Here is a 25,639-nt window from a genome sequence, read left to right as displayed (position 1 = left end):
TCAGTCTTCCAGGGCGGCATTCCAGAACGCCTGCAGCACGCCGGGCATGCCCGACAGCGCGGCCAGCACGGCGTCCAGCTCATCGGCATCCACCGCCGTCGCATACAGCACGGCTTCGATTTCCACGTCGCGGTCGCCGAACGGGCGCGGCTCCACCGCGCGTACCGGGTAGTGCGCCTGCTCCAGCAGCACCAGCAGCTGGTCCAGTACGTCGGCCTGCCGGTCACGCTGGCAGATCACGGTCACCGCATAGGTCGCCTCGCCGGAGGCCTCCTGCAGCGGTTGCCGCTGGATGCGGTTGACCACCGGCCGCAGCAGCGTGTTGGCGGCCAGCACGAACAGCGCGGCCAGTACCGCCTCGGGCAACAGCTTGATCCCGGCGCAGGCGCCCACCGCTGCCGAGCCCCACAGCGTGGCAGCGGTGTTCAGTCCAGACACCTGTGCACCGTCCTTCATGATCGCCCCGGCGCCGAGGAAGCCGACGCCGGAGATCACATAGGCCACCACATGCAGCGGCGAGGGTGGCCCGCCGTACATGTCGTGGAAACGCACGGCCAGGTCGACGAACACCGCCGCGCCCACCGCCACCAGCGTGTTGGTGCGCAGCCCGGCAGTGCGCTGGCGCAGCTGCCGCTCCAGCCCGATCGCCGAACCCAGCACGAAGGCCGTGCCCAGGCTGATCAGGGTGCTGAGCGTGGCCCCCGCGTTGAACGGCGGCAGATGCGGATTGAGATCCATCACTGCCACCCGTAACGACGGATGTAGACCTTCTTCAACAACGTGGTCAGCACCGCATAGCCGAACAGGATCGCGACCAGGAACGGCCAGTAGCCCGGCGGCAGGGCCTGCAGCTTGAAGTAGCCGGCCAGCGGGCTCATCGGCAGCAGCACACCGATGGCCATGATCAGCCCGGTCATCACCAGCAGCGGCGGTGCGGCGATGCTCTGCACGAACGGCACCTTGGGCGTGCGGATCATGTGCACGATCAGGGTCTGGGTGAGCAGGCCCACCACGAACCAGCCGGACTGGAACAGGCTCTGGTCGGCCACGGTGCGCGCGTCGAACACGTACCACATCAGCGCAAAGCAGCTCAGGTCGAAGATCGAGCTGATCGGGCCGAAGAACACCATGAAGCGGCCGATGTCCGCCGGATTCCACTTCAGCGGCCGGCGCACCAGCTCCTCGTCCACGTTGTCGAAGGGAATGGCGATCTGCGAGATGTCGTACAGCAGGTTCTGCACCAGCAGTTGCAGCGGCAGCATCGGCAGGAACGGCAGGAACGCAGAGGCCACCAGCACCGAGAACACATTGCCGAAGTTGGAACTGGCCGTCATGCGGATGTACTTGAGCATGTTGCTGAAGGTGCGCCGGCCCTGGATGACGCCTTCTTCGAGCACCATCAGGCTCTTCTCGAGCAGGATGATGTCAGCCGCTTCCTTGGCGATGTCCACCGCGCTGTCCACGCTGATGCCGATATCGGCCGCGCGTAGTGCCGGCGCATCGTTGATGCCATCGCCGAGGAACCCGACCACCTTGCCCTGCGCGCGCAGCGCACGCACCAGCCGCTCCTTGTGCAGCGGCGTGAGCCGGGCGAACACACGGTGGCGGCTGAGCGCGTCGGCAATGGCGGCGTCGTCCATGCGCTCGATCTGCGGGCCGGTGAGGATCGCATCGGCCCGCAGGCCGACCTGGGCGCACACCCGCGCGGTAACCAGCTCGTTGTCGCCGGTGAACACCTTGACCTCCACGCCCAGCGCCGCCAGCGCCTGCAGGGCCTGCGCGGTGGATTCCTTGGGCGGGTCCAGGAACGCCACGTACCCGAGCAGGGTGAGTCCCTGCTCATCGGCCTGCGAATACACCTGCTGGGTAGCCGGGGTTTCCTTCATGGCCACCGCCACCACGCGCAGGCCCTGTTCGTTGAGTTCTTCGGTGGTCTGCCGCACCCGCGCCAGCCGGGCCGCGTCAAGCGGCAGGTCGCGCCCGTCTTCGCGCACGGTGCTGCACACCGCCAGCATCTCTTCCACCGCGCCCTTGCAGATCAGCTCGTGGTGGTCGTCGCGCTCGGACACCACCACCGACATGCGGCGGCGCTCGAAGTCGAACGGAATCTCATCGACCTTGCGGTAGTCCTGGGCCAGGCGCAGTTCGGTCTGCAGCTCCACGTGCTCCAGCACCGCCCGGTCGAGCAGGTTGCTCAGCCCGGTCTGGAAGTGGCTGTTGAGGTAGGCGAACGCGAGCACGTCCTGCGAGTCGTTGCCGAACACATCGGTATGCCGCTCCAGCGCGATCCGGTCCTGGGTGAGGGTGCCGGTCTTGTCGGTGCACAGTACGTCCATCGCACCGAAGTTCTGGATCGCATCCAGGCGCTTGACGATCACCTTGCGCCGCGACAGCAGCACCGCGCCCTTGGCCAGGGTGGAGGTGACGATCATCGGCAGCATCTCCGGGGTCAGCCCGACCGCCACCGACAGCGCGAACAGGAACGCCTCGGTCCAGTCGCCCTTGGTCACGCCGTTGACCACCAGCACGAACGGCACCATCACCAGCGCGAAGCGGATCAGCAGCCAGCTGACGCTGTTGACGCCAGCCTGGAAGGCGGTGGGCGCGCGCTCGGTGGCGGTGCTGCGCTGGGCGATGGTGCCAAAGCAGGTGCGGTTGCCGGTGGCCAGCACGACGGCCGTGGCCGTGCCGGACACCACGTTGGTGCCCATGAACAACAGGTTGGGCTGCTCCAGCAGGTTGGCCTGGGCCACATCGGGCACCGCGAACTTCTCCACCGGCAGCGACTCGCCGGTCATCGCCGCCTGCGCCACGAACAGGTCCTTGGCCGTGAGCACGCGGCAATCGGCCGGAATCATGTCGCCGGCCGAGAGCACGATGTGGTCGCCGGGCACCAGCTCGCGGATCGGCAGCGAGCGCTGCTGCACGCGCCGCGCACTGTGCAGGTGCGCGCCGAAGTACTGGTCGGCCAGCGCCGCCGCCTCGGTCCCCGCCGAGCGCCGCAGCACCCGCGCGTTGTTGCCGACCAGCGCCTTGAGCCGCTCGGCGGCGCGGTTGGAGCGGCCTTCCTGGATGAAGCGGATCAGGGTGGACAGCAGCACCATGGTGCCGATCACCACGGTGGCCTTGAGGTCGTCGGTGAGCCAGGAGACTACCGCCAACACGGTCAGCAGCAGGTTGAACGGATTGCGGTAGCACTGCCACAGATGGCGCCACCACGGCAGCGGCTTTTCGTGATCGATCTCGTTGGGGCCGACCTTGTCGAGCCGCTCGGCGGCGTCATGCATGCCCAGGCCATCGGGGTGCGAATCCAGCCCGGCCAGTGCACTGGCCAACGGCGCATGTGCCAGCCGCAGCAGGCCCTCGCTGAAGTCCACCGGCACCGCCGAGGCCGCGCCGCGGCCGATGCCCGCTTCGGGCAGCGCCCGGCGACGGAACAGGCCCCCGGCGCGACGGCTGCGCAGGAAGGCATCGAACCATGCGTTGAGCAGGGTCATGGGGAACTCCTCAGACGAGCTGCGCGCGGGCGACGGAAAACGTCACCGGCGGCAGCGAAAAGCGGGGGTTGCCGCGCGAGCACAGCGGCTTCATGGCGGTACGGACGGGCGCGGGCAGGTGGCGCAGCACGCTGATCCGCTCGGCGATCGGCAGCAGGCTCAGGGCATCGGCGATGATCCGCGCCGAGCCCAGTGCCAGTGCGCGGGCGAACAGCGGTGCGCCATGCTGAAGCAGCTGGCTGCGCAGCGCGGCGACGTTGCGCTCACCGATCAGGCGGCGCAGGGTGATGTAGAGGATCTTGTAGTTCATCGGAAAGCCTCCGGGCAGGCAGCGCCCGTCGGCTTCCCGTGGCTCAGTCGAGCCGAAGCCGCCGGCCGGACGCCGGGGTGGAACAGGGCAGGGGGCGGATCAGGGGCGCGTGGCGCCCGGCAGGATCGGGATCCATGGGGAAATCCGGTAGCGGAAGGGCGGATCCGGGACGACGCATTGCGCCGGTCCGGTGCGCGTATTGTCCGCACCGCACGTCCACAGGCCTAGATGCCCGTGGGTTCGCCGCGATATACCTTGGTATAGGGTGCGCCGCCGGCCGTTGGCCGACGCGTGGATCAGGACTTGGCCGGGCGTGCGCGGCGCGGCTTGGGCATGCGACCGACGTCGCGTGGCGGCGTACCGTTGCGTGGCTGCAACGGCTCCAGCCAGGACAGGTTGTCCACGTAGGCCAGGAAATGTGTCAGGTAGCCTGGCGAGGTCTCGCCCATCAGCGTTATCGCACGATGCACCAGCACGGCCGAGTTCAGCGGACCGCCATCGCTGGGTGCGGCGGCCAGCGTTTGCCGCACCTGGCTGCGGCTGCGCACGGTGGCCCACAGTGCACGGAATTCGCCGATCGCAGGCAGGGCAGGCCAGGCGGCCGGTGCCGGTGACGTGTCGGCAGGCGCGTCGGGCGTGGACAACACCCGCGGGCGGGACGCCAGTTCTGCCACCAGATCGGCCAAGGGCGCGGCACGCTGCGGCGCTGCGCTGGCGCCGCGCCGGGAAGCGCGTGGAAGCGCGCTGGCGTAGGCCGCCACGCGTTCGCACAAGCGTTGCTCCAGCAGCGTGCGCACGCTGCCCTGCGCGCGCGCCGCCCGTGCCTGCAATGCATCGAGCACCGCGAACGCGACCGGGTCGTGCCGATCCAGCTGTTGCTGGCGCCACTGTTCCAGCCGCGCGCGTGGATCGACCGGCTTAGCCGCCATCGCTGGCCCTGGTGGGCTTCGGCCGCGGAATCGGCGCCATTTCGACACGCCGGTTGCGTGCACGCCCGTCCTCATCGGCATTGGAGCCGACCGGTTGCTCGGCACCGAACGCGGCGGCGAACACGGCAGAGGCGGGCACCCCTTCGGCGATCAATGCGCGGGTCACGGTAAGCGCGCGCTCGGCCGACAGCGCCCAGTTGTCGGCGAACTGGCGGTTGCCCTCGCGCATCTGGCGGTCGTCGGTGAAGCCGCTGACCATCAGGATCTCCTCGCGCGAGGACAGATACTCGGCCAACGGTGCGGCCAGGCTTTTCAGCAGCTCGCGGCCTTCCGGCTGCAACTGGTCGGAATTGAGCGCGAACAGCACGCTGCCGCGGATGCCGATGCGGCCGTCCACCAGCGTCACCCGGCCGGCAGCGAGCGGCACCGCCAGCGCCTGTTCCAGGGTCTTGCGCCGCGCCGCTTCGGCCTGACGCTGCTTGACCTCATGGTCCAGGCGGGTGGACAACTCCAGCTGCAGCGCCACCACGCCGACCAGGATCAGCACGAACGCGCCCAGCAGCACCGACATCAGGTCGCCGAAGGCGGCCCAGATGGGTGCGCCGGACTCGCCGTCGACCTCGACCTCATCGCTCATGCGCTGGCGGCCTTGGCGGCGCCCCGGCGCGTGCCGAGCTGCTGCAGTTCCTCGATGATCTGCTTCTGCGACAGCACGCTCAGGTCGATCACCTCGCGTGCCTGGCCCACGTAGTACGCCAGCTGCTCGTCGCTGCGTGCCAGGGAGGCGTCCAGCGCGGTGCCGATCTGCTCCAGGCGCTGGCCGAGATCGGCGCTGGCGGTGCCGAACACCTGCATCGCCCCGCCGAATGCATCGGCCAGGCTGGCCACTTCGACCGCGCTGCCGGTGACCTGCGCGGCCACCTCGCCGAGCTTGCCGGTTTCCACGGCCAGGTGCTCGGTGAAGCGGCTGCCGACGCGTTCAAGCAGATCGGCCGAGGTGGTCACCAAGGCATCGACCGCGGTGCGCTGCTCGGTGGAGGCGTGGTTGACCGCATCCAGCAGGGTTTCCAGGGTGGACAGCAGGCGGCTGCGTTCGTCCAGCATCGCGGTATCGCGGACCATGCTGTCGGAGAGTTTCTGGCGCAGTTCGGCCACCACGTCGGCCGCGGCCTTGGGTGCCTCGGAGGCCACCTGCACCAGTCGCGAAATCTCGGCGATGGTGTCGCTGGCATGGGCCTGGGTCTGCGCGCTGATCTGCTGGGCGGTCTGCGCCAGCGCATCGCAGATGGCCTGCTGGCGCTGCGCGACCTGCGCACTGGTCTGCGACCACTGCGCGCCCAGCGTGGCGGTCAGCGTTTCAAACGCGCCGCTCCATTGGGCCAGGCGCTGCGCATCACGCGATTCCAGTGCGTCCTGCAGCGTGTGCTGCGACCGCTGCATCGCCTCCACCAGCGCGGCGGCCTGGCTGTCAAAGCTGCCCGCAACCGCGGACAAGGCGGCCTGGTTGCGTTCGGCCAGCGCGGTGCTGGTGGCCTGCTGCGCATCCAGCGCGGCACGCCAGAGGCCGGCGGCCTGGTCGCTGCTGTGTTCCAGACGGGTGGCGAGGGATTCGACCAGCGCGGTAGCGCGTGCATCCTGCTGGTCGGTCAAGCGCTGCAATGCGGCGTCGAGGGCGGCAACCAGGCCGTCGTTGGCCTGCTGCTGGGCCTGCTGGGTGGTCGCCCAACGTTCGGCGGTGGCGTCCAGGCGCGCCGCCAGCGCATCGGCCAGGCCGCTGGCCTGGCGTGCGTGTTCACCGGTGAACCGGGCCAGGCTGTCGCGCAGATCGGCGGTGAGCGCCTGATGGGTCTGCTGCTGCGCGATCTGTGCCGCACTCCAGTGCTGGACGTTGTCGGCCATGCGCTCGGAGAGTGCGTCGAGCAGGCCCGCTGCGCGCTGGTCGTGCTCGGTGCTGAGCTGCTCCAGCGCAGTGCGCAGCGCCTCGCTCGAGTGCTGGTTGCTCTGCTGCTGCGCGGCCAGCGCCGCGCGCCAGGTCTCGGCGTTGGCTGCATGGCTGGCTGCAAGGCCGGTGCCGAGCCCGCTCAACTGCTGTTCCACCGCAGCGCTCACATGCTGTTGCAGTGCACGGGTATCACCGGCAATCGCGGCCATCGTGTCCTGCATGATCGGTTGCAGTGTTTCACCGACCGCGCGGGCGCTGGCTGCCACGCTGTCCTTGAGTGCCAGCTCGACCGCAGCCGCCAGCCGCGCGTGCTCGGCATCGGCCTTGGCGTGGAAACGCTGCTGGCTGTCGAGCAGCTGCTGGTGGGTCTGGGTACTGCGTTCCTCGATGGCTACGCTCAACGCGTGCAGGCGCTCGACCAGCGCCGGCATGAGCTCGGCTTGCGCCTGCGCCATCCGGAAGGCCTCGGCACGCTGCCACCCCTGCGAGTACGGGTGCAGGCTGGTGGCAATCTGCGCGTCGAGCAGTTGCACGGCCTGCAGGCGCTCGCGCCGGCACAGCGCCGCGAGCAGGCCCAGCATCGCCGAGGTCGCCACGCCGGCGATCGACGTGCCAAACGCTACCGCCAGGCCCTCCACCGGTGCACCGAGCGAGCCCCGGATGGCCTGCAGGTCGGTGGCGCTTTCCAGCGCGAGGCCGGTGCCGCGCAGCGTGGCCATCATGCCCAGCAAGGTGCCGAGCATGCCCAGCAGCACCAGCAGGCCGACTAGGTAGGGCGTCAGTACCGGCGCGGGCAGGGCGATGCGTTCGCCATCCACGCGCAGCCGCACCGCGTTGCGCAGTCCGGCGGGCACGCGCGCCAGCCAGGCGGTCAGGTCGCCCTGCGCCGCCCCGACGTCCGCCACCGCCTGGCCCAGGCCGAGCGTGGCCTGGCGATAACGCCACAGTTCCAGCGCACCGGCGCAGTAACAGGCCACGATGACCGCCGCGACCGCAGCACCGACCGGGTTGGTGCCGAGGTAACCCGCACCAATCCAGCACGCCGCCAGCAGGCCGGCAAGGAAGACAACGAAGTAAACAAGCGTTCTGAACATGACGTCCCAGTTATCGGGGGCGAAGCGCTGCAAGCAGGCCTTCGATCGGTTGAAAACGAACATCCAGTTCGGCCAGCAGCACGTCCTGCATATCCTGGTGGAAGCGCGCCAGCCAGCCATCGCTGGGTCCGGACGGCGCCGCTTCTTCGGTGTCACCTGCGGTCGGCGCGGGCAGCGCCGCCTCGCGCAGGCGTTCAAAATGCTGTCCCATCAGCGCCGGCACCGCAGCCAGCAGGCTCTGCTCGCGCGGGCTCAGGGTCTGTTCCATCACCGCATCCACTTCGGCCAACCGCGCCAGTTCCGGTGACAGGTGCGCGAGCATGTCGCGCAGCCGGCCGCGCAGGCGTCCGGTGGCGGCCTGCATGGCGCGCTGCAGGGTCACGCAGTGCTGCCGATGCGCGGCAGGGTCATCGGCCAGGGTGCGCTTGCCCTCGGCCGGGGCCGTGATCGCGGCGACCAGCACCGCGCGCACCCGTTCGCATTCGGCCTGCTCGGCACTGTCGAATACCGGTGCATCCGGTGCCACCGGCGGCAGCCGTCCATCCAGCGCCCGCGACAGCGCCACCGCCCGGTTCCAGTCCACCCATTGGCTGAGGCGGTCGGAGATATCCGGGCTGGTGGTGGGCAACGGTCCGTCGGCAAACCCCGCCAGCAGGCGGATGAAGGCCGGTCCGGGCACGGGCGGTCGGTAGGGGGCTTTCGCCATGGTTCCGGCTAAAACCACGAATTTTACACCGGAATGACGATGCGCCTGTCTGAACGGCCCGGCGGACAACCGGCCACGGACTGTCAGCCCGTGCTTTTGCTGGCGCCGCGCCGTCCCGAGACGTGCGCATGCCCCGGCACATGCCAGCGCCAGGGCAACGCCACCGCCTTGCTGATCCCGATCCGGGGCCCCACCACCGGCGCGTCCGGCGGGGCCATGCCATCGCTGACGATGCGCACGCCCCGGTCATTGCGCACCAGATCGGCACCGTCCAGCGCCTTGGTGATGCCCATCGCCTGCGACAGCCGGCCCGGGCCACTGGCCAGATCCGGATCGCGACGGATGGCCGGCCGCGCGGCGCGGATCAGCTCAAGACCGTCCACCGGCTCCAATGCACGCAGCAGCACTCCCCAGCCTTGCCCGACCTCGCCGCACACCGCATTGCTGCCCCAGTGCATGCCGTAGCTGAAATACACGTAGAGGTGCCCGGCCTCGCCGAACATCGTGGCCGTGCGCGCGGTCATGCCGCGGTAGGAATGCGCTGCCGGGTCTTCGCTGCCCGCGTAGGCTTCCACTTCGACGATGCGACCGGCGCGGCCGTCATCGCGTACCAGCAGCTTGTTCAACAGGTCCGGGGCGACCTGGGTCGGGTGTCGCTGATAGAACGTGCGGGGCAGGGTGGTCCAGGAGTGCATGCCGTTTCCTTCGAGGCGATTGCAGCGGCGCAGTACAGGCGCGCCACTACGGTCGCTGCGATCATGCGACATCGCCCGTGCGCGGCGGATCAAACCTGCCGACCGCGCGGCTGGCGGGGAGCTGCCGTGGCATGCGGCCTGCGCCGCTGGTCCGCGCGGGCTGCGCAACGCCGCCGGCCTAGAAACCGCCGCCGGTCCTGAAGCCGCCACTGCCAGCAGTGCTTCCGCTGCCGACGCTGCCCGCGTTGGAACGCGCTGGCGCCGACGCCGGGGCCGGCGTGCGTGGCGTGCTCGTCCATGCACTGCTGGCGGCGGCCGCGCCGACGCCGAGCAGGCCCGACATCACCGGGCGCGACGCAGTGGCGCGCGGTGGCGTGCGACTGGCCAGGGCGCGGTACTCGCGCGCCGCCGCCAGGGCCAGCGCATCGGCTGCGGCCTGGTGCTCGCGCCGCACCACCTTGAGGTGGCCCAGCCGTTCACGGGCTTCGCGCATGCGCTGCTGGCGATCGCCAATCTGCGCGGCAACGGCGTCCATGCGCAGGCGCAGCTGCCGCACCTCTTCCAGGCAGCGGTCGTCTTCGTCGGACACCGTGCCGGCCACGCGCTGATCCAGCCGATCGGACGGCTCGTTGGACAACGCCACGGCCAGGGCCTGGATGATCGCCACGCCCTCTGGATCGATCCACGCCGTGAACGCATCCAGTTCGGCCTGCGCCGCGTCAACCGCCGTGCGCTGGAGCTGGGCGTCCAGCAGTGCGGCGGCCAGGCTGGCCTGCAGCGCCTGCAACCCGTTCTCCACGGGCTCCACGCCGGCCTCCACGAGGGCGGGGCGCCGCAGCGTCTGGAGGCGCTCGTCGGCCTCCTCGGCGCTTGCCCGGGTAACGCGCACATGCTTGTCCAGGTAACCGGGGAGTTCGGTCAGCACGGCATATTCACGCGAGGCCTTTTCGAATCCGCACAGCTGCGCCAGCCAGCCATCGATGGTCCGGGTCAGCGGCCACGCACGGTACGTTTCACCACCAAAGCCGCGCGACAGCAGGTACATGAGGATCACATCGGCCTCGTACGCGGCAGCCTTGGCGGCGCGCTCGGCATGCGCCGAGGCCGCCATGCGCTCGGCGGTGGCGGCCTTGTCCTCGGCGGCGTCCAGCTCGGCCAGCAGGTGCTGGTAGGCAGGCTGTGCCTGCAACCCGGCATCGACCGCATCGCACAGCGCCTGCAGGCGTTGCCCGTCGACGGCCCGCTGTTGCTGGAGTGCGCCTGCTGCTGCCATGGCCGCGCCCAGCTCGCGTTGCAGGCCGGCGAGGTGCTCGCGCAGGGGAGCGATCCGGGCCTGCCGCCGCGCCAGCGATGCCGACACGTCCGCCATGCCGTCCTGCGGGTGGGCGTCGGGATCCTCCAGCGCCATTGCCTGCACGTGCGCCATGCGCGCGAACGCCTCGCGGATGCGGCCACCCAGTTCGGCCTGCTCACGGATCAGCGCGCTGCAGTGCTCGCCGGTGCGGTCGATGTCGGCTTCCAGCCGATCGATCTGCTCGTCCAGGGCGTCGATGTCGTTGAATGCGGCGCTCATTGCATGTCCTTGGTGTTCACCATCGGGTGATGTATCCGCCGGCAAGGGGAACGGTGAAGTCCGGTGTCAGACGGCCGCGCGGCTTCCTGCCGACCAGGTCGTCCTCGATGATGCCGTTGTCCATCTTGTCGGCGGCCACGCGTTCGTACACCGCCTGCGGCACGCGCACCCCGAATTCGACGGCGTTCTCGGTGGTGCCGGTTTCCTCGTTGCGGAGCAGCAGGCCGGTCGCGATTCCCTTGTCGTCCAGCGCCTCCACGACGAGGTAGTAGTTGCGGCCGCCGGCAGCGGCTTCGTTGTAGCGCCACACGCCGGACTGCTGGCCCTCGCGGTTGACGATGCGGTAGTCGAGCCGGTCTTCGAGAAGCGCGACCATGTCGGCGAGGGCTTCGCGCGCCTGTTCCGCCTCGGCCAGCGTGTCGGTGCGCAGCAGGGCTTCGGCGCGGGCCGTGGCGGCATCGAACTGGCGCCTGTCCGCACCGGATACGCCGGTGGCCAGGCCCTGCGCGCGCAGCTGCGTCAGCGCATCGCTCAACGCGGCCAGCTTGCCCGCCGCCAGCGCGACCTGTCGCAGATTCGCACTGGCCGCGGTCGCAGCCTCAAGGTCGCCGACCCGCAGGGCGGCATCGCCGGCGGCGTACTCGCGCTGCCGCACGCGCTCCCCCTCCGGGCGCAGCGCAACCGCCAGCGCCGCCGCATTGGCAGCGTCGAGCTGCTCGCTGGCATCCACGCCCGTGGAAAGCGTCGCTACGGCGGCCTTCATCGCGGCCAGCGCGGCGTCGGTGGCGCGCAGCTGCCGCCTGTAGTCGGCAATGCCCCGCGTTACCGCGTCGATGGCCTGCTGGTCGCGCAGCTGCCCGCCTCCATCGGTGCGGGTCACCCCGTTTGTGCGGACCAGCGCGGGCGGGGGCGCCTGCTCGATGGACGCGAGGACCGCAGCGATATCGCGACTGGATGCCTGCTGCACCGCCCGCGCGCTTGCGATCATCGTAGCGAGTCGATCGGGGTGGGCGGCTACGGCGCGCGCCGCAAGCGCGTCCAGGTTCGCCGCAAGCGTGCGCAGCTGCGCCTTCGGCAGGCCCCGGCGGCTGCGTTCCTCGGCGACCTGCTGGTTGACGGCTGCGACGAAGCGTTGGGCGGCCGATTCGCGGGAACGCTGGACCAGCGAGGCCCCCCCCCCGACCACGCCGGCCAGCACCACGACGACCAGTACCAGCGCGAGCAGCGCGGCGGCCAGTCGCCCGCGCGCTACCCAGCAGCGGGCAAGCCAGGCCTTCCAGCCACGCGGCGCAGCATGCAGGTAACGACGCTCGCGCTGGGCGGCCAGGCCTGCATCGAGCAGCTCCGCCGAGACCTCGATCCCCTGCGAGCGGTACAGCTCGGCCAGTCGGCTGCGCAATGCCGCCGGGTCGTGTCCGGCGTCGGCCAGCCTCTGCAGCTCCGCATCGCGATAACGCAGATGATCGACCGCCTGCATGCTCAGCAACGCAGCCTCGAGCTGCTCCGGAAGCGTTGTAGCGCTCACCTCAATGCGATTCCTGCACCAGCGCAGCGAAACGCTGCTTGCCCTGCTCGACGTAAGCCGAAATCTCCGCCGAATCGCGCGTGGCCTGCGCGCGCAGCGTCTCGATTTCCTGCAGCGAGGTTTCCTGGAAACGCACGACCGCATCGACCAGCTTGCGCACTGAATCCACGCCGAGGGTGGGGCCGTAGCCGGCCTTGAGGCCGTCATGCAGGATCTCATCACCGATCGAGGCGACCGCTTCCAGGCCCTTGGACGTGCCTTCGGTCATTGCATTGAGCGTCTGGGTGGATTCATGCAGGCCCAGCTGCGTGGTAAAGGCCAGATTGAGCGCGGTGAAGCTGGTCTCGTTGGTGGAGAAGAACACCACCGAGCGCTGGTTGACCCGGCGCTTGACCTCGTGCGATTGGTGCACGCGCAGCATGATCGCCTCGGAGGTGGCGTAGTTGACCTGGAGGTTCTCGGCCAGGTCCTTGGCCAGCTGGTAGCGTGCCTCCTCGCGCTGCACCGTGCGCAGCGCCTCGTCGCGCGCGATGGCTAGGCGGCCACTCGCGGCGGCGTCGCCGCCGGCCAGGTCGGCCTGGATCGCGTCCTGCGCCTGCTGCAGCGCGCCCTTGGCCGCGGCCAGTACCTGCGTCTGCAGTGCCAGCAGTTCGTGCGCCTGGATCTCGGCATCCTTGATCGACAGCCGGAAGTCGGCATACATCTCCAGGACACGGGCCTCGCGTTCCAGCTGCGCGGTGGCATCGCGGCTGACCTCCAGGAACACCCGGCGGATCTTGTCGAACCGACTGGGAATATCGCCGCGGGTCACCTTCATCCACAGGTTCTGCAGGCGTTCGCCCAGATCGACCTTGCCGTCGCGAACCTGCTCGACCATGGCGGTGGCATCGTCGCGGATGCTGTCGAAGGCGCGGACGATCTCCGTGTAGCGGTCCGAGACCCTGGCCGAGCTGATCTCATCGCGCATGATCGCGTTGAAGTGGCCCGACTGCTGCAGCACGCGGGCGATCGCGACCACGCGACCTTCGTCCAGCGTCGCCAGCTGGCTGACCAGGGCAACGGCGGGCGCGTTGCTTTCCTGCGGTGCGCCCAGGCCAAGCTCGCGCAGGGCCGCCATGGCCCGCTCCAGATAGTTGATCGGGGCGGTGGCCAGTACCGGCGGCGCGACAACGGGGGTCTGGGACATCAGCATTACTCCAAACGGGGGATGCGGGGACGCCCCGGCACGCGGGCGCCGGGGACGGATTCAGGGCGAAACGCAGCGCTGCGCGGCGGCCGCGCAGGTCAGGGCAGGTCGATTCAACGGAGCACGCAAACCGGGCCGGGCCGCGGCAGGCGCCACAGCGGCACTACGCGGCGGTACCGCGATGGCGTGATCGATGGCAGGCAACACGGACGCTTTCCTTGCATGTCGCCCCCCTGAGGCGATTCCTGTGCGCATTGTAGCCGCAGGATCGCCCGGGTGAAGCGCCCGTCGACGCAGGCATCAACGCGCGGAACTAGCGTGTCCAGTGCACCGCGGCGAGCGCATCGGCCAACCGCTGCTGCGCCGCGTCGCCGCTGAACGGCGGCGTCCGCGGCGGATCGTAGACCTCCGGCCGGGTGCCGGCGATGATCAGGTCGATCGCATAACACGCGCCGTCGTGGACGGTGCGGTAACTCTCCACGGACTGGTAGTGGCTCATCGCTGCATCGCTGGCGCTGAAACGGGTGAAGCGCACGCCGCCAACCTCGGCGGTGGCCGCCGGCCCGGTGGCTTCGGCCGGCAGGGCCGCGCAGGCAGCGATATCGGCCGTGGCAGTGCTGCGCCCGATCCGCATCTCGGCCGACGTTACTTCGTTGGACCCCTCAACGACCAACGCGACCAACGGCGTGCCGGTGCTGCCCGCCGCCGCATACAGTGCCCACCCATCCTGGCTGAGGTAGCTGCGCTTGAAATCGTGCGCCACCTGCGTGCCCGGTACCGCACGCACCGCGATGCCCGGCGCCGGCTCGGCGAAGACATCCGGTGCCGATGCCACGTTGCCTGCCGCCGGGTTTGCCGGGCGACCGGCACGGGCAGGCGCGGCGTCAGCGGGAGGACTGGCAGCAGCGGTGGATGGCGCAGCCACCACCGTCGTGGAAGGCTGGCTGCACGCGCTTGCCGCTGCCACCAGGGCCGCGCCAAGCAGGGAACAACGGGGTGCATGCTTCATGGGGCGCCTCGGCGTTGCAGTGGTCCAGCGCCAGAGCCTGCACCTGCCAACGTTAATGCAGCGCCATCAAAGGCGGTCGGCGAATGCGTCGGTCGCGCGCACCAGCGCATCGACGGTAGCCGTTTCGGTGGCGCTGTGGCCGGACAGCACCATCTCCAGCCTCGCTTCGGGCCACGCACAGGAAAGGTCCCACGCGCTGCGTGCGGGGCAGATGATGTCGTAGCGACCCTGCACGATCACCCCGGGCAGGTGGCGGATGCGGTCGATGTCGTGCAGCAGCTGGCCGTGTGCCAGAAAGGCATGGTGGCGGAAGTAGTGCGCTTCGATGCGCGCCTTGGCCAGGGTGTGCAGCGGATCGGCATGCGAGATGGCGTCCACGTCATGCACCAGCGTGGCCGCATTGTCTTCCCAGCCCAGCCACGCCTGCGCGGCGGCAATGCGGGTGGCGGTGTCGTCGCTGTCCAGTCGCCGCCAGTAGGCGGCAATCATGTCGCCGCGCTCCGCCTCCGGAATGTGCGCCGCATAGCGCGCCCAGCGCTCGGGAAACACCCAGCGGGCACCACCATCAGCCTCGTTGAACCAGCGGTTCTCCTCGGCGCGGCCCAGGTAGACCCCGCGCACGATCACCCCGGTCGCACGCTCCGGATTCGCCTGGGCATAGGCCAGCGCCAGCGTGGAGCCCCACGAGCCACCGAACACAAGCCAGCGCTCGATTCCCAGGTGCCGGCGCACCGCCTCGATATCGGCCACCAGGTGCTGGGTGGTGTTGTCGCGCAGTTCGCCAAATGGCGTGGAGCGGCCGCTGCCGCGCTGGTCGATCAGCACGATGCGATAGCGCGCCGGATCGAAAAAACGTCGATGGGTCGGCGATGCGCCCGCGCCCGGGCCGCCGTGCAGGAACACCACCGGAATACCCGCCGGCGCACCGCATTCCTCGACGAACAGCGTATGCAGGCCATCCACGGGCAAGGCGTGGGTGCGGAACGGGGTGATGTCGGGATACAACGTGCGCATGACCATACCTGCAGATGGCGGGGCTTCAAGGATACCCCGTCATCCGCCGACGTTCGTGCTCACGCCGTCGAGCGCAGCGCTGACGATCGTGCCGGGCACGGCGCCAGCGAGAGCCCGTGCTCGTTGGCGAAGGCGTACAGTTCCGCTTCTGCGCGGATGCCCAGTTTGTTCATCGCCGAAATCCGCTGCCGGCTGATCGTGCTGACACTGCGGTCCAGGCGGGTGGCGATCCGGGTGATGCTCAATCCCGATGCATACAGCCGCAACACCTCCAGCTCCTTCGGCGACAGGCAGGCGCAGGGCGACTGCGTCTCCTCATGGTCGATGCACAGCTCCGCGCTCAGCGGGCTGCTGACATACGCCGCACCGCCCAATACTTCCTCGATGGCGCGCGGAATGTCCTGCAGCGAGGACGCCTTGTCGATCACCCCACGTACGCCATTCTTCAGCGCGGCCCGCAACGTCGGTACGTTGGTGAACATGGTCATCAGCACCACCGGCAGGTGTGGATGCCGGCGCTGGATCATGGCCAGCATGGCCTGGCCATCGGGCACCGCGCCGCCGGGCATGGAAAAATCCGTCATCAGCACGTCGCATGGCACATGCTCGAGCAGCTGCAGCAGTGCATCCGGCGAGGCCGCCTCTGCGGCCACGCTATGGCGACCGTCGGCTTCCAGCAGGGCGCGAACGCCCAGCCGTACCACGGGGTGATCGTCGGCGATGATGACACGGATGGGCACGGTGGAACTCCTGACAGAGACGCATGGGAAACGACGACGGTGATTCCGAGCGACGAGTCTGCGCACCGCGATCGTAGTTGTATATACAAATAGTGATAAATGAAGGCCCGGGCTTGAGCGACACCCGCTTTGCCGCGCCGGGGTGCGAATAGTTGCAAAACACGCTTGTTTTTGTCGCTTTCATATTTTTCGCATAGCCGACGCGGTGCCCCGGGTGGTCTCCTACGCCCCGTCGTCCGATGACCTGCTGCTGCATCGGCCACGCATCCGCTCACACACGAAGACCCTCATGATGTCGTCCGTTCCATCGTCCGCCGCCGCGGCAAGGCGCGCGGCATGACCCGCTTTCGCCGCGTCCCGTTCGATGCCCAGCCGGAGACCATCGTTGCTGCGGCGCCGTCGCTGCTGTTCGTGCAGGAACTGCGTCGGCGCCTTGCGCTGGAACGCAAGGCGCAGGCACCGACCCACTGCGTGGCGATCCTGTCCAAGGGCAGGCTGCTGTGCTGGCTGGATACCGAGCAGAACCAGGGCATCTTCGCCGAGCCGTCGGCGCTTTCGATGGCCGTGTTCCAGGCGGCGCTGATCGACCCCGCCAAGTCGTTGGAGCTGCTCCCGATCGCACGCTCGCTGTTCGATGCCCAGGCCGGGCGATCGCGGCCCGTCGCGCTGCGTCCCATGCTCTGGCAGGTCGGTTTGAACGCCTGCGCCGACAGCGCGCCGCTGCCGCCGCTGGAGCGCGACAGTCGCCTGCGCCTGCGTCGCTGGCCGGACTTCCGGGTGCTGGCACACCGCCACGACGATTTCCGGATCTGTGCGTTGCTGATCAAGCATGCGCTGGATGTGGACACCTGCTGCTCGCTGCTGGGCGTTGCCCGCGACGAGGTCCAGGCCTTCTTCAATGCCGCTTACCTCAGTGGCTATGCGCATCCGAGTGCGGCGCCGATGCCGGCGCTTGCCGCCATGCCGGCCAAGCCGGCCGGCGGCGGCGCGTTGGCCCGGATGTGGCGAGATGTGCGTAACCGCTGGAGTCGATGAAATGCGTGAATACAAGATCGTAGTGCTGGGCGAGATGGGAGCCGGCAAGTCGACACTGGTCCAGGCGTTGGCACAGGGCAGGGCGGTATCGACGGAGGTGCGCAACACCGATCCGGCGGCCGACAAGGCATTCACCACCGTGGCACTGGATTACGGGGATATCGACCTGCCCGGCGGCGACCGGCTGCGCCTGTATGGCACGCCGGGACAGGCGCGCTTCGACTTCCTGTGGCCGATCCTGCTGGATGGGGCAAGCGGGGCGATCGTGCTGATCAATGCCGACGCAGGACCGCCAGCGCAGCAGGCGCTGCCCTATCTGGCGGCCATCGAAGGACTGCCCACGGCGCTGCCAGTGGTGATGGGGGTGACGCGGATGGATGCAGCCCGGTCGGCGCAGCGCGCTGCCTGCGAGCAGTGGCTGGCCTGTGACGACGGGATGCTGCCGATCGTCATCGTGGATCCGCGCGATCCGATGCAGGTTCTAACCGTAATGGATGTACTGATGAGTCAGATTGAATGCCAGACACTGGTGGCCTGCGATGAGTGATGCGTCACGCATGCCGGCAAGCGCGCCGGTGCGACAGCGGGTGGATGCCCACCTGAACACCCTTGTCCACGACGTGGATGGCCTGATGGGCGTGGTGGTGGCCAGCCTGGATGGCTTCGCCCTGGCCCAGATCGGTCGCGAAGAAGACACCGTCAGCCGCCTGGCCGCGATGAGCAGTTCGATGCTTGCCCTGGCCGAGGCGCTGGGCCGTGAGCTGGCCATCGGCCCGCTCGGCGCCCTGATCCTGGAAGCGGCGCACGGCAAGGTGCTGATGCTCACCGTGCCCGTGCAACCGCCGCAACTGCTGATGGTCGCCTGCGACCAGACCAGCGCGATGGGCCAGGTGCTGTGGCACGCCAAGCAGTGCGCGCGCCGCCTTGCCGCGACGCTGCCGCCAGACGCGACGACACCTTGAATATCCACCTCAACCTGAAAAGGAACATGCAATGAGCAAAAGCATCACCGACTGCCTCGACGCACTGATGCAGATCAACGGCGCACAGGCCGTGGCCCTGGTCGACTACGAGAGCGGCATGCTGCTCGGCGAAGCCGGCGCGGGCGTGGACATGGAGCTGGCGGCGGCCGGCAACACCGAAGTGCTGCGCGCGAAGATGAAGACCGCCGAGTCGCTCAAGCTCAACGATGCGATCGAAGACATGTTGATCACCCTGGGCCGTGCTTACCACGTGCTGCGTCCGGTGGCGTCCAACAAGGGCCTGTTCTTCTATGTCGTGCTGGACCGCCAGAAAGCGAACCTCGCGCTGGCCCGCCGCACCGTGCTGGACGTCGAGGGGTCGCTGAAGCTGTAACAACGGCAGGCGCACCCGCGCCGCCAGATGTGGGGATGGGGACGCCGTGTCCGCCCGGGGAAGGGGCGGGCACGGCATTTTTGTGCGCCCATGATCCGGCGTGGCGCGTCCACGCGCCCACCGCCCAGGACGTGGTCGCCCTCAGCGGGGGAAATCGATCACCACGTCATTCAACGGCAGCGCCAACGCACGGCGCGCTGCCGGTGCGGGCTTCCAGGGCGCCCCTTGGCCAAACAACTGCGCCTCCGATTCCGCGCCGAGGGTGTCGAACTGCTCGAATACGTAAGGGATGCCTTCGGCGCCTTCGAACGTGGCCTTGTCCGCCAGCTGGAAATGCAGATGCGGCGCGGCGGAATTGCCCGATTGGCCCAACCGTGCGAGCAACTGGCCGCGACGAACGTGATCGCCGGCCCGCACCATGACACTGCCTTGCTGCAGATGCGCATAGCTGGCGAATGTGCCCGGCGCAACCTCCACCACCACGTAATTGCCGAACAGCCCGTCGGCGGTCAATGCGTCCGGTTCGGGCTGTGCGCGCAACGGCGTATGCTCCGGCTCGCCATCGCGGGCGCCGCGCACGATGCCATCGGCAACGGCGAGCACGTCCCAGCCATAACCCACCCAGTCGGCATGGCGCGTCTTCTGCAGATCCGTCCGCCCCGCCCGCATCGCATGCCCGCTCTTGTCCACGCCCACCAGGTCCAGGGCGAACCGCTGCGGAATCGTCAGTGCGCCATTTACCGCCACCAGGCTTCCCCAGTGGTGGGACTGCGCGTTGCCAGGCCCTTCGTGGGCCAGCCAGCGGCCGCCGCGCAAGGGCGGTCCGAGGGTGATTGGCGCCTGCGCCTGCACCGCCACTGCAGCGCCATCGAGACTGACCACGGTGCGCTGGTCGGTATCGAAATCGATGCGATGGGACAGCGTCCGCGGCAGCGCCGCGTCGGCGGGGAGGGTGAGCCAGACGAAGAAGATCGCGCGCTTGCCCGGCAGGATCGAAACCGGCTGGTTGTCCGCCGCCGCCGGCCGCACCCAGGCAGCCAGCGCCGCCTTGTCGAGCACGAGCAGTGGCGCGCTGTCGCCGTCGGCAACGACCTGCAGGCCACGTGGCACCAGCGTGCCCGTGTCGCCATAGAAGTTGGTGACGTGCAGTTCGTAGGCCAGGTGACGCAGGCCGTCGCTGCCTGCGAATGCAGCCGGCGCGAACGGCACCCTGGCTTCCACCGGTGCCGGCGGCCCGGCGGCGCGCAGGCCCGACGGCACCCCGCAGAGCGCCAACAGGCCGGCAACCAGCACATGACGCATCATCGGGACGCCTCCGTGGTCAGCTGCTGTCCCGCATCACCCGGTTGCGGTAGGCACGCACGTTGTCGCCTCGGATGCGCGTCTCCTGGGTGCCGATGATCGTATCGATCTGGCGGTCCGAGCCGGTCACCGGCTTGGCCTCCACCAGGGTCTCGCGCTCGAAGGCATGGGATTTGTCGGTATTGCGGTAGTACCGGTACAACGCCCAGTACAAGGCGGTCGCGCTGGCCGGGCCGGCGGCCAGAAGCCAGAGTCCACTGTCATCACTCATGAGGAGGCCACCAGGAAGAAGAGAACAAGGGCTTCGACGATCGTGCCGGTGGCAAGCGCGGCCAGCAGCAGCTTCCACTGCTGCACCGGCACGCTGCCCATGGTTTCGCCGGTGCGGCCATTGACCGCGATGTAGTGCAGCATGCCGCCGTTGCGGCCGGGCTGGTGGTAGGAATACAGCCATACCGGCAGGTACATCGATACCCAGCGCGTCCCGTGCACATCGAGCCGTTCCTGCTCCCAGCGCACGCCCCGGTCGTAGCGGCGTACCGAACCCTCCACCTGGGCGCGGGCGATCGACAGCAGCTGGTCTTCCAGCCGCGGGCGCAGCTTCTCCACGTCCAGGTTGCGCTTCTCGGTGGTGAACCCCATCAGGTAGGACGCGTTCCACTTCAATGCGTTCTTGGTATCGAACGGCAGGATCGCGTTGATGATGTTGTTGGTGTTGGTGCGCGTGTCCAGGTTGCCGCGTTCGGCCGACGATTCCAGCGTCAGGTCGTCCACGGTGAAATCCACCTGCCGCTCGATCTGGTACACGTCGGCGTCGTAGTAGGTCTTCTTCTTGTCGCCGTCGCCGCGGGTGTATTGGCGGGTGAGGATCTCGCCCTTGCCGGCGACCGCGGCGCTGACGTTGCTGTCGACGATCATGTAGGGCAGGTACACGCCAATCACGTTTTCCGGCGTGAACTCGTTCTTGAAGGCCTTCAAGGCAAACAGGCGGCGCTTGTCCACGAACTGGCGGATGCGCGCCACCGCATCGGTCTTGCTCACCTTGAACGGCAGAACCGCATCGGGCACCGCGCCGTTGGCGACCTGTTCGTTGACCCCGAACACATGACGGCACCAGTGACAGCGTGCGGTCATCGTGCTCTCGGTATTGATGGTGACTTCGGCACCGCAGCCGGTGCACTTGAAGCTCATCAGGCTGGCGGTATCGGCCTCGATGTCGCGTGCACCCGAAGCAATGACCGTGCCGCGCAGCTGGTCGATGCCATCGCCCAGGCCGAACGCCTGCTCGACCAGCGTGCCGTGCCACTCGTTGCGGCAGAACTGGCAGACCAGCACGTCCGTGCCCAGCTTGAGCCGGACGTCGGTCGAGCCGCATTTCGGACAGCGGTTGAGGCCGTCCTTGAGCTCTTCGGCGGAGGTATCCAGGGCAACCGGATCGGGCGCCAGCAGCTCGTCACGGATCGGCGGGGGCAGGCTGGATGGGTCGACCGGGAAGCTGCCCGGCAACGGCGGCACGTCCCGCGGCGAGCCCGGGCCGCTCACGGATGTGGGCGGTGCGGGCGGCAACGGGGGCGGGGCCGACGACGGCAGCGGCGGCGGAATGCGGGAATCGGACATGGTCTACGCGCTTCCTGCGTCTTACAGGCCCAATGCCTTGGCCTTGAGCTTGTCGTAGTCGTCCTGGGTGATCAGGCCCAGATCAAGCATTTCCTTGGCCTTCTTCAGCTTGGCCACCGGGTCGTCGGACGCCGGGGCCGCGGGGGTCGCCGGCTGCTGCAGGTTGCCGGCGCCGAACATGCCCGAGGCCATGCCCACACCCACTAGGCCGGCCGCACCGCCGTTCTCGCCGGCCGACTGGATGCCCTGGGCCACGCTGGCCTGCAGGTTCGAGTTGCCGCGCGAGCCGGCCAGCGCATCGGCGCGCTGTACGGTCTTGAGCAGTTCGCGGGTGTTGGCGTCGTACTCGATCGATACGATGGCGGTCTTGACGATGGCCAGGCCGCGATCGGATTTCCACTGGTAGCCCTGTTCGACGGCCGCGGACAGGCTCTGCGCGAAGCCGAGCGAATCCTGCTGCAGCTTGGTGATACGGTTGCCCTTGCCCGGATCGTTGGTGTACAGGCTGAAGGCCGGCGCGAGCGAGCCCACCACTTCATTGAACAGCTGGCTGGCGGCCGCGTTGTCCAGATCGGTGAAGTCGAACACCTGGCCTGGCTGCAGGTAGCTGGCCGGCACGAAATTCTTCACGAACAGGATCGGATCGACGATCTTCAGCGTGTACGAGCCGCGCGTCAGCGCGCCGACCTGCGTGCCCAGGAAGCCGTCGTCCCAGTAGATCTCCGACTGCGTACCGAAGCGGTTGTCCGGCAGCTCCTTGAGCGAGACGAAGAAGGCCGCCTGCTGCGAGCCCGGCTGGCCGCCAAACTTGAAGCGCTCCCAGCTCTGCTTGATCAGCGGCCCGACCAGCCCGTCGCCAGCGAAAATCGACTGCGAGTTGGCATCGTCCGAGCGCCATTCGTAGCCACCCGGCTCGGCCACGAACCCGGTGACCGCGCCGTCCTGGAACAGCAGCAGGCCGTAGCCCTCGGGCACGACGATCTTCGAACCATTGGTGATGATGTTGGACGACGCGCTGGTGTTCGAGCCGCGCCCGGCGTTGGTGCCGCGCGGCACCGCCGCGAACAGCGCCGCCGTCGAGGGCAGGCCGGTCGGCACGGTGAAGAAATCCTTCCACTGGTCGGCCAGAACACCACCGACCGCACCCTTCACCGCCTGTACCAGACCCATGACCAACTCCCTGTATTCCGAGGACGGGCGGGGTGCCCGTCGTACTCCGCCGACTATATCAGCAGCGGGGGAGGGGGCATCGGTCCATGGCGCAGCGGGGCTATGGCTTGGGCGGCGGGGCAGTGTCCGTCCCGGTGCCCGCGCCGCTACCCGAATCCTGCTGCTCGGACGCCGCGGTGCCGCTTCCGCCACCGGGCACATTCCGCTCCGGCGCGCGCGTGGCGGGCGCCGGCTGCTCGATCGCATCGGCGTGCTTGCCCTGGCCGGTCCGCTCAGGTTCGCTGCAGGCGGACAAGGCCAGCGCGGCGATGGCACTCAACAACACGATTCGCATGGCCGGCTTCCAGTAAAAGGAACACGCCGAGTTGTAGCGACGGCGCCGTCGGGAGGCCGTGAACGCTGTCTTGATCACTCCATGACGACAGCCGCATGCGGTACGGTATGCCGCGTCGGCGCTGGTCCGCCCCGTGGGTACGGGCCGGGAGCCGAGCACGTCACGAAGCACGGAGTTCAGATCATGGGTATTGCCGAGGGGTTGGAGGAGCGTCGACAGGGCCATGGCCTGACGCGACGGCGCTTCCTTCTGGCGGTCGGTTCGGCTTCGTTGCTCGCGGCGTGCCAAGGCAAAGTGCCCGTGGCGGCGGTGGATACCGCCCGCGATGCTGCCCCGGCGACCCAGGCCAATGCAGGCTTCCTCCAGTTGTCCCAGGCGCTTACCGACAAGCACGACCTGGACCCGGCCACCGCTGACCGGATCGAGAAGGCGTTTGCGACGTTGCAGCCCGATCTCCACGCCCAGTTCCCTGCGCTGATCGCCCTGGCGGGGCAGGCGAGCGGGGCACACGCACTGCTGGCCGCCGCGGGCGACGCCGCACCGGCGGCGCTGGCCATCATTACCGCCTGGTACACCGGCACCGTGGGCAAAGGGGTACACGCCGTCACCGTGTCATATCGCGACGCGCTGATGCAGCGCCCCGTCGATGACGGCCTGTTCCCGGCGACCTACGCCCAGGGCGGGCCCGCGTGGTGGACCGCCGCGCCGCCCGCACCGATTCGAGCACGCGCCTGATACCTGCGCGGTCATCTTCTTTTCCTGCAATTGATCTGGACACCTCTCATGAAAGCTCCGGTTTTCCGTGATGGCGACGTCGATGCCGACGTCGTGATCGTCGGTTCTGGCGTCGTCGGCGCATTGATCGCCCACCAGCTGGTGCGCGCTGGCAAATCGGTCGTGGTCCTGGAGGCCGGGCCCCGCCTGAACCGCTCCGACGTGGTGGAGAACTGGCGCAACGCCAGCTTCGAGCGTCGCATCGGCAGCGATTTCCAGGGGCCGTACCCGCAGTCGAAATTCGCTACCGCCCCACTGTATTTCCCGGCCAACGACTACGTCGGCCTGACCGGCCCCGATGCCAGCAGCTTCCATCAGGGCTTCATCAAGGCTGTGGGTGGTACGACCTGGCACTGGGCTGCCTCGTGCTGGCGCCACCTGCCGGTGGACTTCAAGATGCAGTCCACCTACGGCGTCGGCCGCGACTGGCCGATCAGCTACGACGACATCGAGCCGTATTACTGCCGCGCCGAGGAGGCGATGGGCGTGTCCGGGCCGAACAACCCGGCGCAGCAGAGCCCGTCCGAACGTTCCAGGCCGTACCTGGCCGATATGATTCCGTGGGGCAACGGCGACAAGGTATTCGCCGAGGTGGTCAACCCGCACGGCTACAACCTGGTGCCGATCCCGCAGGGGCGCATGATCCAGCCGTGGAACGATCGGCCTGCCTGCTGTGGCAACAACAACTGCCAGCCGATCTGCCCGATCGGGGCGATGTACAACGGTGTCCACACGGTCCAGGCCGCCGAGGCCCTTGGCGCCAAGGTGCTGGACGAATCGGTGGCCTACAGGATCGACACCGATGCGCAGAACCGGGTGACGGCCATCCATTGGTATGACAGCGACAAGGTCAGCCACAAGGCCACCGGGCGCAGCTTCGTGATCGCCTGCAACGCGCTGGAAACCCCGCGCCTGCTGCTGCTCGCGGCCAACGAACAGAACCCGAACGGGATCGCAAATTCGTCCGATCAGGTCGGGCGCAACATGCTGGACCACTCCGGCTTCCACTGCTCGTTCATCGCCGATCGGCCGATCTGGCTGGGCCGCGGGCCGGCGCAATCCAGCTGCATGGTCGGGCCGCGCGACGGCGCGTTCCGGTCGCAGTACTCGGCCACCAAGATCATCCTCAACAACATCAGCCGCGTACCGGTCGCCACCGACCAGGCGCTGAAGATGGGGCTGACCGGCGACGCGCTGGACGCGGAAATCCGCCGCCGCGCGATCTACGGCGTGGACCTGTCCATCAGCCTGGAACCCCTGCCGGATCCGACCAACCGCCTGACCCTCTCCACCACCCGCGTGGATGGGCACGGCCTGGCCTGTCCGGACATCCATTACTCGCTGGGCGATTACGCACGCAAGGGCTACGACAAGTCCTGCGAACAGCTGCGGCACATCGGCAAGCTGTTCAACGCAGAAGAATTCGTCATCACCACCTCGCTCAACGCGAACAACCACATCATGGGATCGACCATCATGGGCGCCGATCCGCGCGACTCGGTGGTCGACGGCGATTGCCGTGCACATGACCATCCCAACCTGTGGCTGCCCGGTGGCAGCGCCATGGTCTCGGCCAGCGTGGTCAACAGCACCCTGACCATGGCCGCGCTGGCGCTGCGCGCGGCTGACGCCATCGAGCGTGCCGCATGAAGACGATGCTGCTCATCGCGCTGGCCCTGCTGGCAGGCGTCAGCCAAACCGCACGCGCCGACGAAACGCTGGAACGCGGTCGCTACCTGTCCGTCGCGGCCGACTGCGTGGCCTGCCATACCAGCCCGAAGCAGGGCAAGCCGTACGCTGGTGGCTACGCCATCGCTTCGCCGCTGGGCGA

Annotated in this window: 25 protein-coding genes and 1 pseudogene; 7 read left to right on the top strand and 19 right to left on the bottom strand. The window is 68.6% G+C overall.

The features are described from left to right. From RTO53_RS02945 to RTO53_RS02880, 14 genes are all read right to left on the bottom strand, one after another. Positions 1-738 carry an MgtC/SapB family protein gene (locus RTO53_RS02945; RefSeq protein ID WP_312236389.1) on the bottom strand — a complete coding sequence of 246 codons (738 nt, stop codon included), beginning with the start codon at positions 736-738 and terminating at the stop codon, positions 1-3. Then, on the bottom strand, positions 738-3,497 hold the full coding sequence (gene mgtA / locus RTO53_RS02940) for a magnesium-translocating P-type ATPase (RefSeq protein ID WP_312236388.1): 2,760 nt from the start codon (positions 3,495-3,497) through the stop codon (positions 738-740). The genes RTO53_RS02945 and mgtA overlap by 1 nt, the downstream gene beginning before the upstream one ends. 10 nt (positions 3,498-3,507) lie before the next feature. Beyond that, entirely contained in the window at positions 3,508-3,807 is a 300-nt protein-coding gene (locus RTO53_RS02935; protein ID WP_312236387.1) for a hypothetical protein, read from the bottom strand. 296 nt (positions 3,808-4,103) lie between these two features. Next, positions 4,104-4,736 (bottom strand): DUF2894 domain-containing protein, encoded by a 633-nt coding sequence (locus tag RTO53_RS02930; protein ID WP_312236386.1) that lies wholly within the window; start codon positions 4,734-4,736, stop codon positions 4,104-4,106. Further along, a complete protein-coding gene (locus RTO53_RS02925; protein ID WP_312236385.1) occupies positions 4,726-5,373 on the bottom strand; it encodes an OmpA family protein in 648 nt (215 codons plus the stop codon). Before RTO53_RS02925 ends, RTO53_RS02930 begins: the two co-directional genes overlap by 11 nt. Continuing rightward, positions 5,370-7,772, bottom strand: a complete 2,403-nt coding sequence (locus RTO53_RS02920; protein WP_312236384.1) for a DUF802 domain-containing protein — start codon at positions 7,770-7,772, stop codon at positions 5,370-5,372. Before RTO53_RS02920 ends, RTO53_RS02925 begins: the two co-directional genes overlap by 4 nt. A gap of 10 nt (positions 7,773-7,782) precedes the next feature. Continuing rightward, positions 7,783-8,478 (bottom strand): DUF3348 domain-containing protein, encoded by a 696-nt coding sequence (locus tag RTO53_RS02915; protein ID WP_312236383.1) that lies wholly within the window; start codon positions 8,476-8,478, stop codon positions 7,783-7,785. A gap of 83 nt (positions 8,479-8,561) precedes the next feature. After that, positions 8,562-9,173, bottom strand: a complete 612-nt coding sequence (locus tag RTO53_RS02910; protein WP_312236382.1) for a DNA-3-methyladenine glycosylase — start codon at positions 9,171-9,173, stop codon at positions 8,562-8,564. A 178-nt stretch (positions 9,174-9,351) separates the two neighbouring features. Further along, positions 9,352-10,746, bottom strand: a complete 1,395-nt coding sequence (locus RTO53_RS02905) for a hypothetical protein (RefSeq protein WP_312236381.1) — start codon at positions 10,744-10,746, stop codon at positions 9,352-9,354. A 16-nt stretch (positions 10,747-10,762) separates the two neighbouring features. After that, positions 10,763-12,271 (bottom strand): DUF6384 family protein, encoded by a 1,509-nt coding sequence (locus RTO53_RS02900; protein WP_312236380.1) that lies wholly within the window; start codon positions 12,269-12,271, stop codon positions 10,763-10,765. 1 nt (position 12,272) lies between these two features. Next, on the bottom strand, positions 12,273-13,457 hold the full coding sequence (locus RTO53_RS02895) for a cell surface protein (protein WP_312236379.1): 1,185 nt from the start codon (positions 13,455-13,457) through the stop codon (positions 12,273-12,275). Positions 13,458-13,770: 313 nt separating this feature from the next. Beyond that, entirely contained in the window at positions 13,771-14,292 is a 522-nt protein-coding gene (locus tag RTO53_RS02890; protein ID WP_312236378.1) for a hypothetical protein, read from the bottom strand. A 240-nt stretch (positions 14,293-14,532) separates the two neighbouring features. Next, the gene (gene pip, locus RTO53_RS02885; RefSeq protein ID WP_312236377.1) at positions 14,533-15,480 is read right to left on the bottom strand and encodes a prolyl aminopeptidase; all 948 of its coding nucleotides are present in this window, start codon (positions 15,478-15,480) and stop codon (positions 14,533-14,535) included. A 59-nt stretch (positions 15,481-15,539) separates the two neighbouring features. Beyond that, positions 15,540-16,220 (bottom strand): response regulator transcription factor, encoded by a 681-nt coding sequence (locus RTO53_RS02880; RefSeq protein WP_312236376.1) that lies wholly within the window; start codon positions 16,218-16,220, stop codon positions 15,540-15,542. A gap of 336 nt (positions 16,221-16,556) precedes the next feature. Between RTO53_RS02880 and RTO53_RS02875 the strand changes: the two genes are divergently transcribed. The 4 genes from RTO53_RS02875 to RTO53_RS02860 are packed head-to-tail and all read left to right on the top strand — an operon-like array spanning position 16,557 to position 18,611. Then, positions 16,557-17,255 carry a hypothetical protein gene (locus RTO53_RS02875; RefSeq protein ID WP_312236375.1) on the top strand — a complete coding sequence of 233 codons (699 nt, stop codon included), beginning with the start codon at positions 16,557-16,559 and terminating at the stop codon, positions 17,253-17,255. A 1-nt stretch (position 17,256) separates the two neighbouring features. Then, entirely contained in the window at positions 17,257-17,802 is a 546-nt protein-coding gene (locus RTO53_RS02870) for a GTPase (protein ID WP_312236374.1), read from the top strand. Next, a complete protein-coding gene (locus tag RTO53_RS02865) occupies positions 17,795-18,217 on the top strand; it encodes a roadblock/LC7 domain-containing protein (protein ID WP_312236373.1) in 423 nt (140 codons plus the stop codon). The genes RTO53_RS02870 and RTO53_RS02865 overlap by 8 nt, the downstream gene beginning before the upstream one ends. A 31-nt stretch (positions 18,218-18,248) precedes the next feature. Then, positions 18,249-18,611 (top strand): hypothetical protein, encoded by a 363-nt coding sequence (locus tag RTO53_RS02860; protein WP_312236372.1) that lies wholly within the window; start codon positions 18,249-18,251, stop codon positions 18,609-18,611. A 141-nt stretch (positions 18,612-18,752) separates the two neighbouring features. Here the strand turns inward: RTO53_RS02860 and RTO53_RS02855 are convergent, their stop codons facing one another. The 5 genes from RTO53_RS02855 to RTO53_RS02835 all read right to left on the bottom strand — a co-directional run bounded on the left by RTO53_RS02855 (position 18,753) and on the right by RTO53_RS02835 (position 23,034). Continuing rightward, positions 18,753-19,916, bottom strand: a complete 1,164-nt coding sequence (locus RTO53_RS02855; protein ID WP_312236371.1) for a M23 family metallopeptidase — start codon at positions 19,914-19,916, stop codon at positions 18,753-18,755. Between the two features lie 16 nt (positions 19,917-19,932). Next, positions 19,933-20,184 carry a hypothetical protein gene (locus RTO53_RS02850; RefSeq protein ID WP_312236370.1) on the bottom strand — a complete coding sequence of 84 codons (252 nt, stop codon included), beginning with the start codon at positions 20,182-20,184 and terminating at the stop codon, positions 19,933-19,935. Continuing rightward, positions 20,181-21,530: a TFIIB-type zinc ribbon-containing protein gene (locus tag RTO53_RS02845; RefSeq protein ID WP_312236369.1), complete on the bottom strand. Its 1,350-nt coding sequence runs from the start codon at positions 21,528-21,530 to the stop codon at positions 20,181-20,183. The genes RTO53_RS02850 and RTO53_RS02845 overlap by 4 nt, the downstream gene beginning before the upstream one ends. Before the next feature lie 21 nt (positions 21,531-21,551). After that, positions 21,552-22,700 (bottom strand): SPFH domain-containing protein, encoded by a 1,149-nt coding sequence (locus RTO53_RS02840; protein WP_312236368.1) that lies wholly within the window; start codon positions 22,698-22,700, stop codon positions 21,552-21,554. A 100-nt stretch (positions 22,701-22,800) separates the two neighbouring features. Beyond that, the gene (locus RTO53_RS02835; RefSeq protein WP_312236367.1) at positions 22,801-23,034 is read right to left on the bottom strand and encodes a hypothetical protein; all 234 of its coding nucleotides are present in this window, start codon (positions 23,032-23,034) and stop codon (positions 22,801-22,803) included. 183 nt (positions 23,035-23,217) lie between these two features. On the opposite strand from RTO53_RS02835, the gene RTO53_RS02830 reads away from it, so the two are divergent. From RTO53_RS02830 to RTO53_RS02820, 3 genes and pseudogenes are all read left to right on the top strand, one after another. Further along, entirely contained in the window at positions 23,218-23,769 is a 552-nt protein-coding gene (locus RTO53_RS02830) for a sugar dehydrogenase complex small subunit (RefSeq protein ID WP_312236366.1), read from the top strand. Positions 23,770-23,817: 48 nt separating this feature from the next. After that, positions 23,818-25,458 carry a GMC family oxidoreductase gene (locus RTO53_RS02825; protein WP_312236365.1) on the top strand — a complete coding sequence of 547 codons (1,641 nt, stop codon included), beginning with the start codon at positions 23,818-23,820 and terminating at the stop codon, positions 25,456-25,458. Continuing rightward, positions 25,455-25,639: pseudogene (locus RTO53_RS02820) on the top strand (cytochrome c); the annotation flags it as partial. The gene RTO53_RS02825 and the pseudogene RTO53_RS02820, both read left to right, overlap by 4 nt.

The organism is Stenotrophomonas sp. (assembly GCF_031995405.1).
Taxonomy (GTDB): Bacteria; Pseudomonadota; Gammaproteobacteria; order Xanthomonadales; family Xanthomonadaceae; genus Stenotrophomonas.
This window is presented reverse-complemented; position numbering and strand designations above follow the sequence as displayed.

What these genes read in the sequence shown, in the direction of transcription:
- RTO53_RS02945 (WP_312236389.1), bottom strand. Translation starts at nt 738, where the DNA reads ATGGATCTCAATCCGCATCTGCCGCCGTTCAACGCGGGGGCCACGCTC.
- mgtA (WP_312236388.1), bottom strand. Translation starts at nt 3,497, where the DNA reads ATGACCCTGCTCAACGCATGGTTCGATGCCTTCCTGCGCAGCCGTCGC.
- RTO53_RS02935 (WP_312236387.1), bottom strand. Translation starts at nt 3,807, where the DNA reads ATGAACTACAAGATCCTCTACATCACCCTGCGCCGCCTGATCGGTGAG.
- RTO53_RS02930 (WP_312236386.1), bottom strand. Translation starts at nt 4,736, where the DNA reads ATGGCGGCTAAGCCGGTCGATCCACGCGCGCGGCTGGAACAGTGGCGC.
- RTO53_RS02925 (WP_312236385.1), bottom strand. Translation starts at nt 5,373, where the DNA reads ATGAGCGATGAGGTCGAGGTCGACGGCGAGTCCGGCGCACCCATCTGG.
- RTO53_RS02920 (WP_312236384.1), bottom strand. Translation starts at nt 7,772, where the DNA reads ATGTTCAGAACGCTTGTTTACTTCGTTGTCTTCCTTGCCGGCCTGCTG.
- RTO53_RS02915 (WP_312236383.1), bottom strand. Translation starts at nt 8,478, where the DNA reads ATGGCGAAAGCCCCCTACCGACCGCCCGTGCCCGGACCGGCCTTCATC.
- RTO53_RS02910 (WP_312236382.1), bottom strand. Translation starts at nt 9,173, where the DNA reads ATGCACTCCTGGACCACCCTGCCCCGCACGTTCTATCAGCGACACCCG.
- RTO53_RS02905 (WP_312236381.1), bottom strand. Translation starts at nt 10,746, where the DNA reads ATGAGCGCCGCATTCAACGACATCGACGCCCTGGACGAGCAGATCGAT.
- RTO53_RS02895 (WP_312236379.1), bottom strand. Translation starts at nt 13,457, where the DNA reads ATGTCCCAGACCCCCGTTGTCGCGCCGCCGGTACTGGCCACCGCCCCG.
- pip (WP_312236377.1), bottom strand. Translation starts at nt 15,480, where the DNA reads ATGCGCACGTTGTATCCCGACATCACCCCGTTCCGCACCCACGCCTTG.
- RTO53_RS02875 (WP_312236375.1), top strand. Translation starts at nt 16,557, where the DNA reads ATGACCCGCTTTCGCCGCGTCCCGTTCGATGCCCAGCCGGAGACCATC.
- RTO53_RS02870 (WP_312236374.1), top strand. Translation starts at nt 17,257, where the DNA reads ATGCGTGAATACAAGATCGTAGTGCTGGGCGAGATGGGAGCCGGCAAG.
- RTO53_RS02865 (WP_312236373.1), top strand. Translation starts at nt 17,795, where the DNA reads ATGAGTGATGCGTCACGCATGCCGGCAAGCGCGCCGGTGCGACAGCGG.
- RTO53_RS02860 (WP_312236372.1), top strand. Translation starts at nt 18,249, where the DNA reads ATGAGCAAAAGCATCACCGACTGCCTCGACGCACTGATGCAGATCAAC.
- RTO53_RS02855 (WP_312236371.1), bottom strand. Translation starts at nt 19,916, where the DNA reads ATGATGCGTCATGTGCTGGTTGCCGGCCTGTTGGCGCTCTGCGGGGTG.
- RTO53_RS02850 (WP_312236370.1), bottom strand. Translation starts at nt 20,184, where the DNA reads ATGAGTGATGACAGTGGACTCTGGCTTCTGGCCGCCGGCCCGGCCAGC.
- RTO53_RS02845 (WP_312236369.1), bottom strand. Translation starts at nt 21,530, where the DNA reads ATGTCCGATTCCCGCATTCCGCCGCCGCTGCCGTCGTCGGCCCCGCCC.
- RTO53_RS02840 (WP_312236368.1), bottom strand. Translation starts at nt 22,700, where the DNA reads ATGGGTCTGGTACAGGCGGTGAAGGGTGCGGTCGGTGGTGTTCTGGCC.
- RTO53_RS02835 (WP_312236367.1), bottom strand. Translation starts at nt 23,034, where the DNA reads ATGCGAATCGTGTTGTTGAGTGCCATCGCCGCGCTGGCCTTGTCCGCC.
- RTO53_RS02830 (WP_312236366.1), top strand. Translation starts at nt 23,218, where the DNA reads ATGGGTATTGCCGAGGGGTTGGAGGAGCGTCGACAGGGCCATGGCCTG.
- RTO53_RS02825 (WP_312236365.1), top strand. Translation starts at nt 23,818, where the DNA reads ATGAAAGCTCCGGTTTTCCGTGATGGCGACGTCGATGCCGACGTCGTG.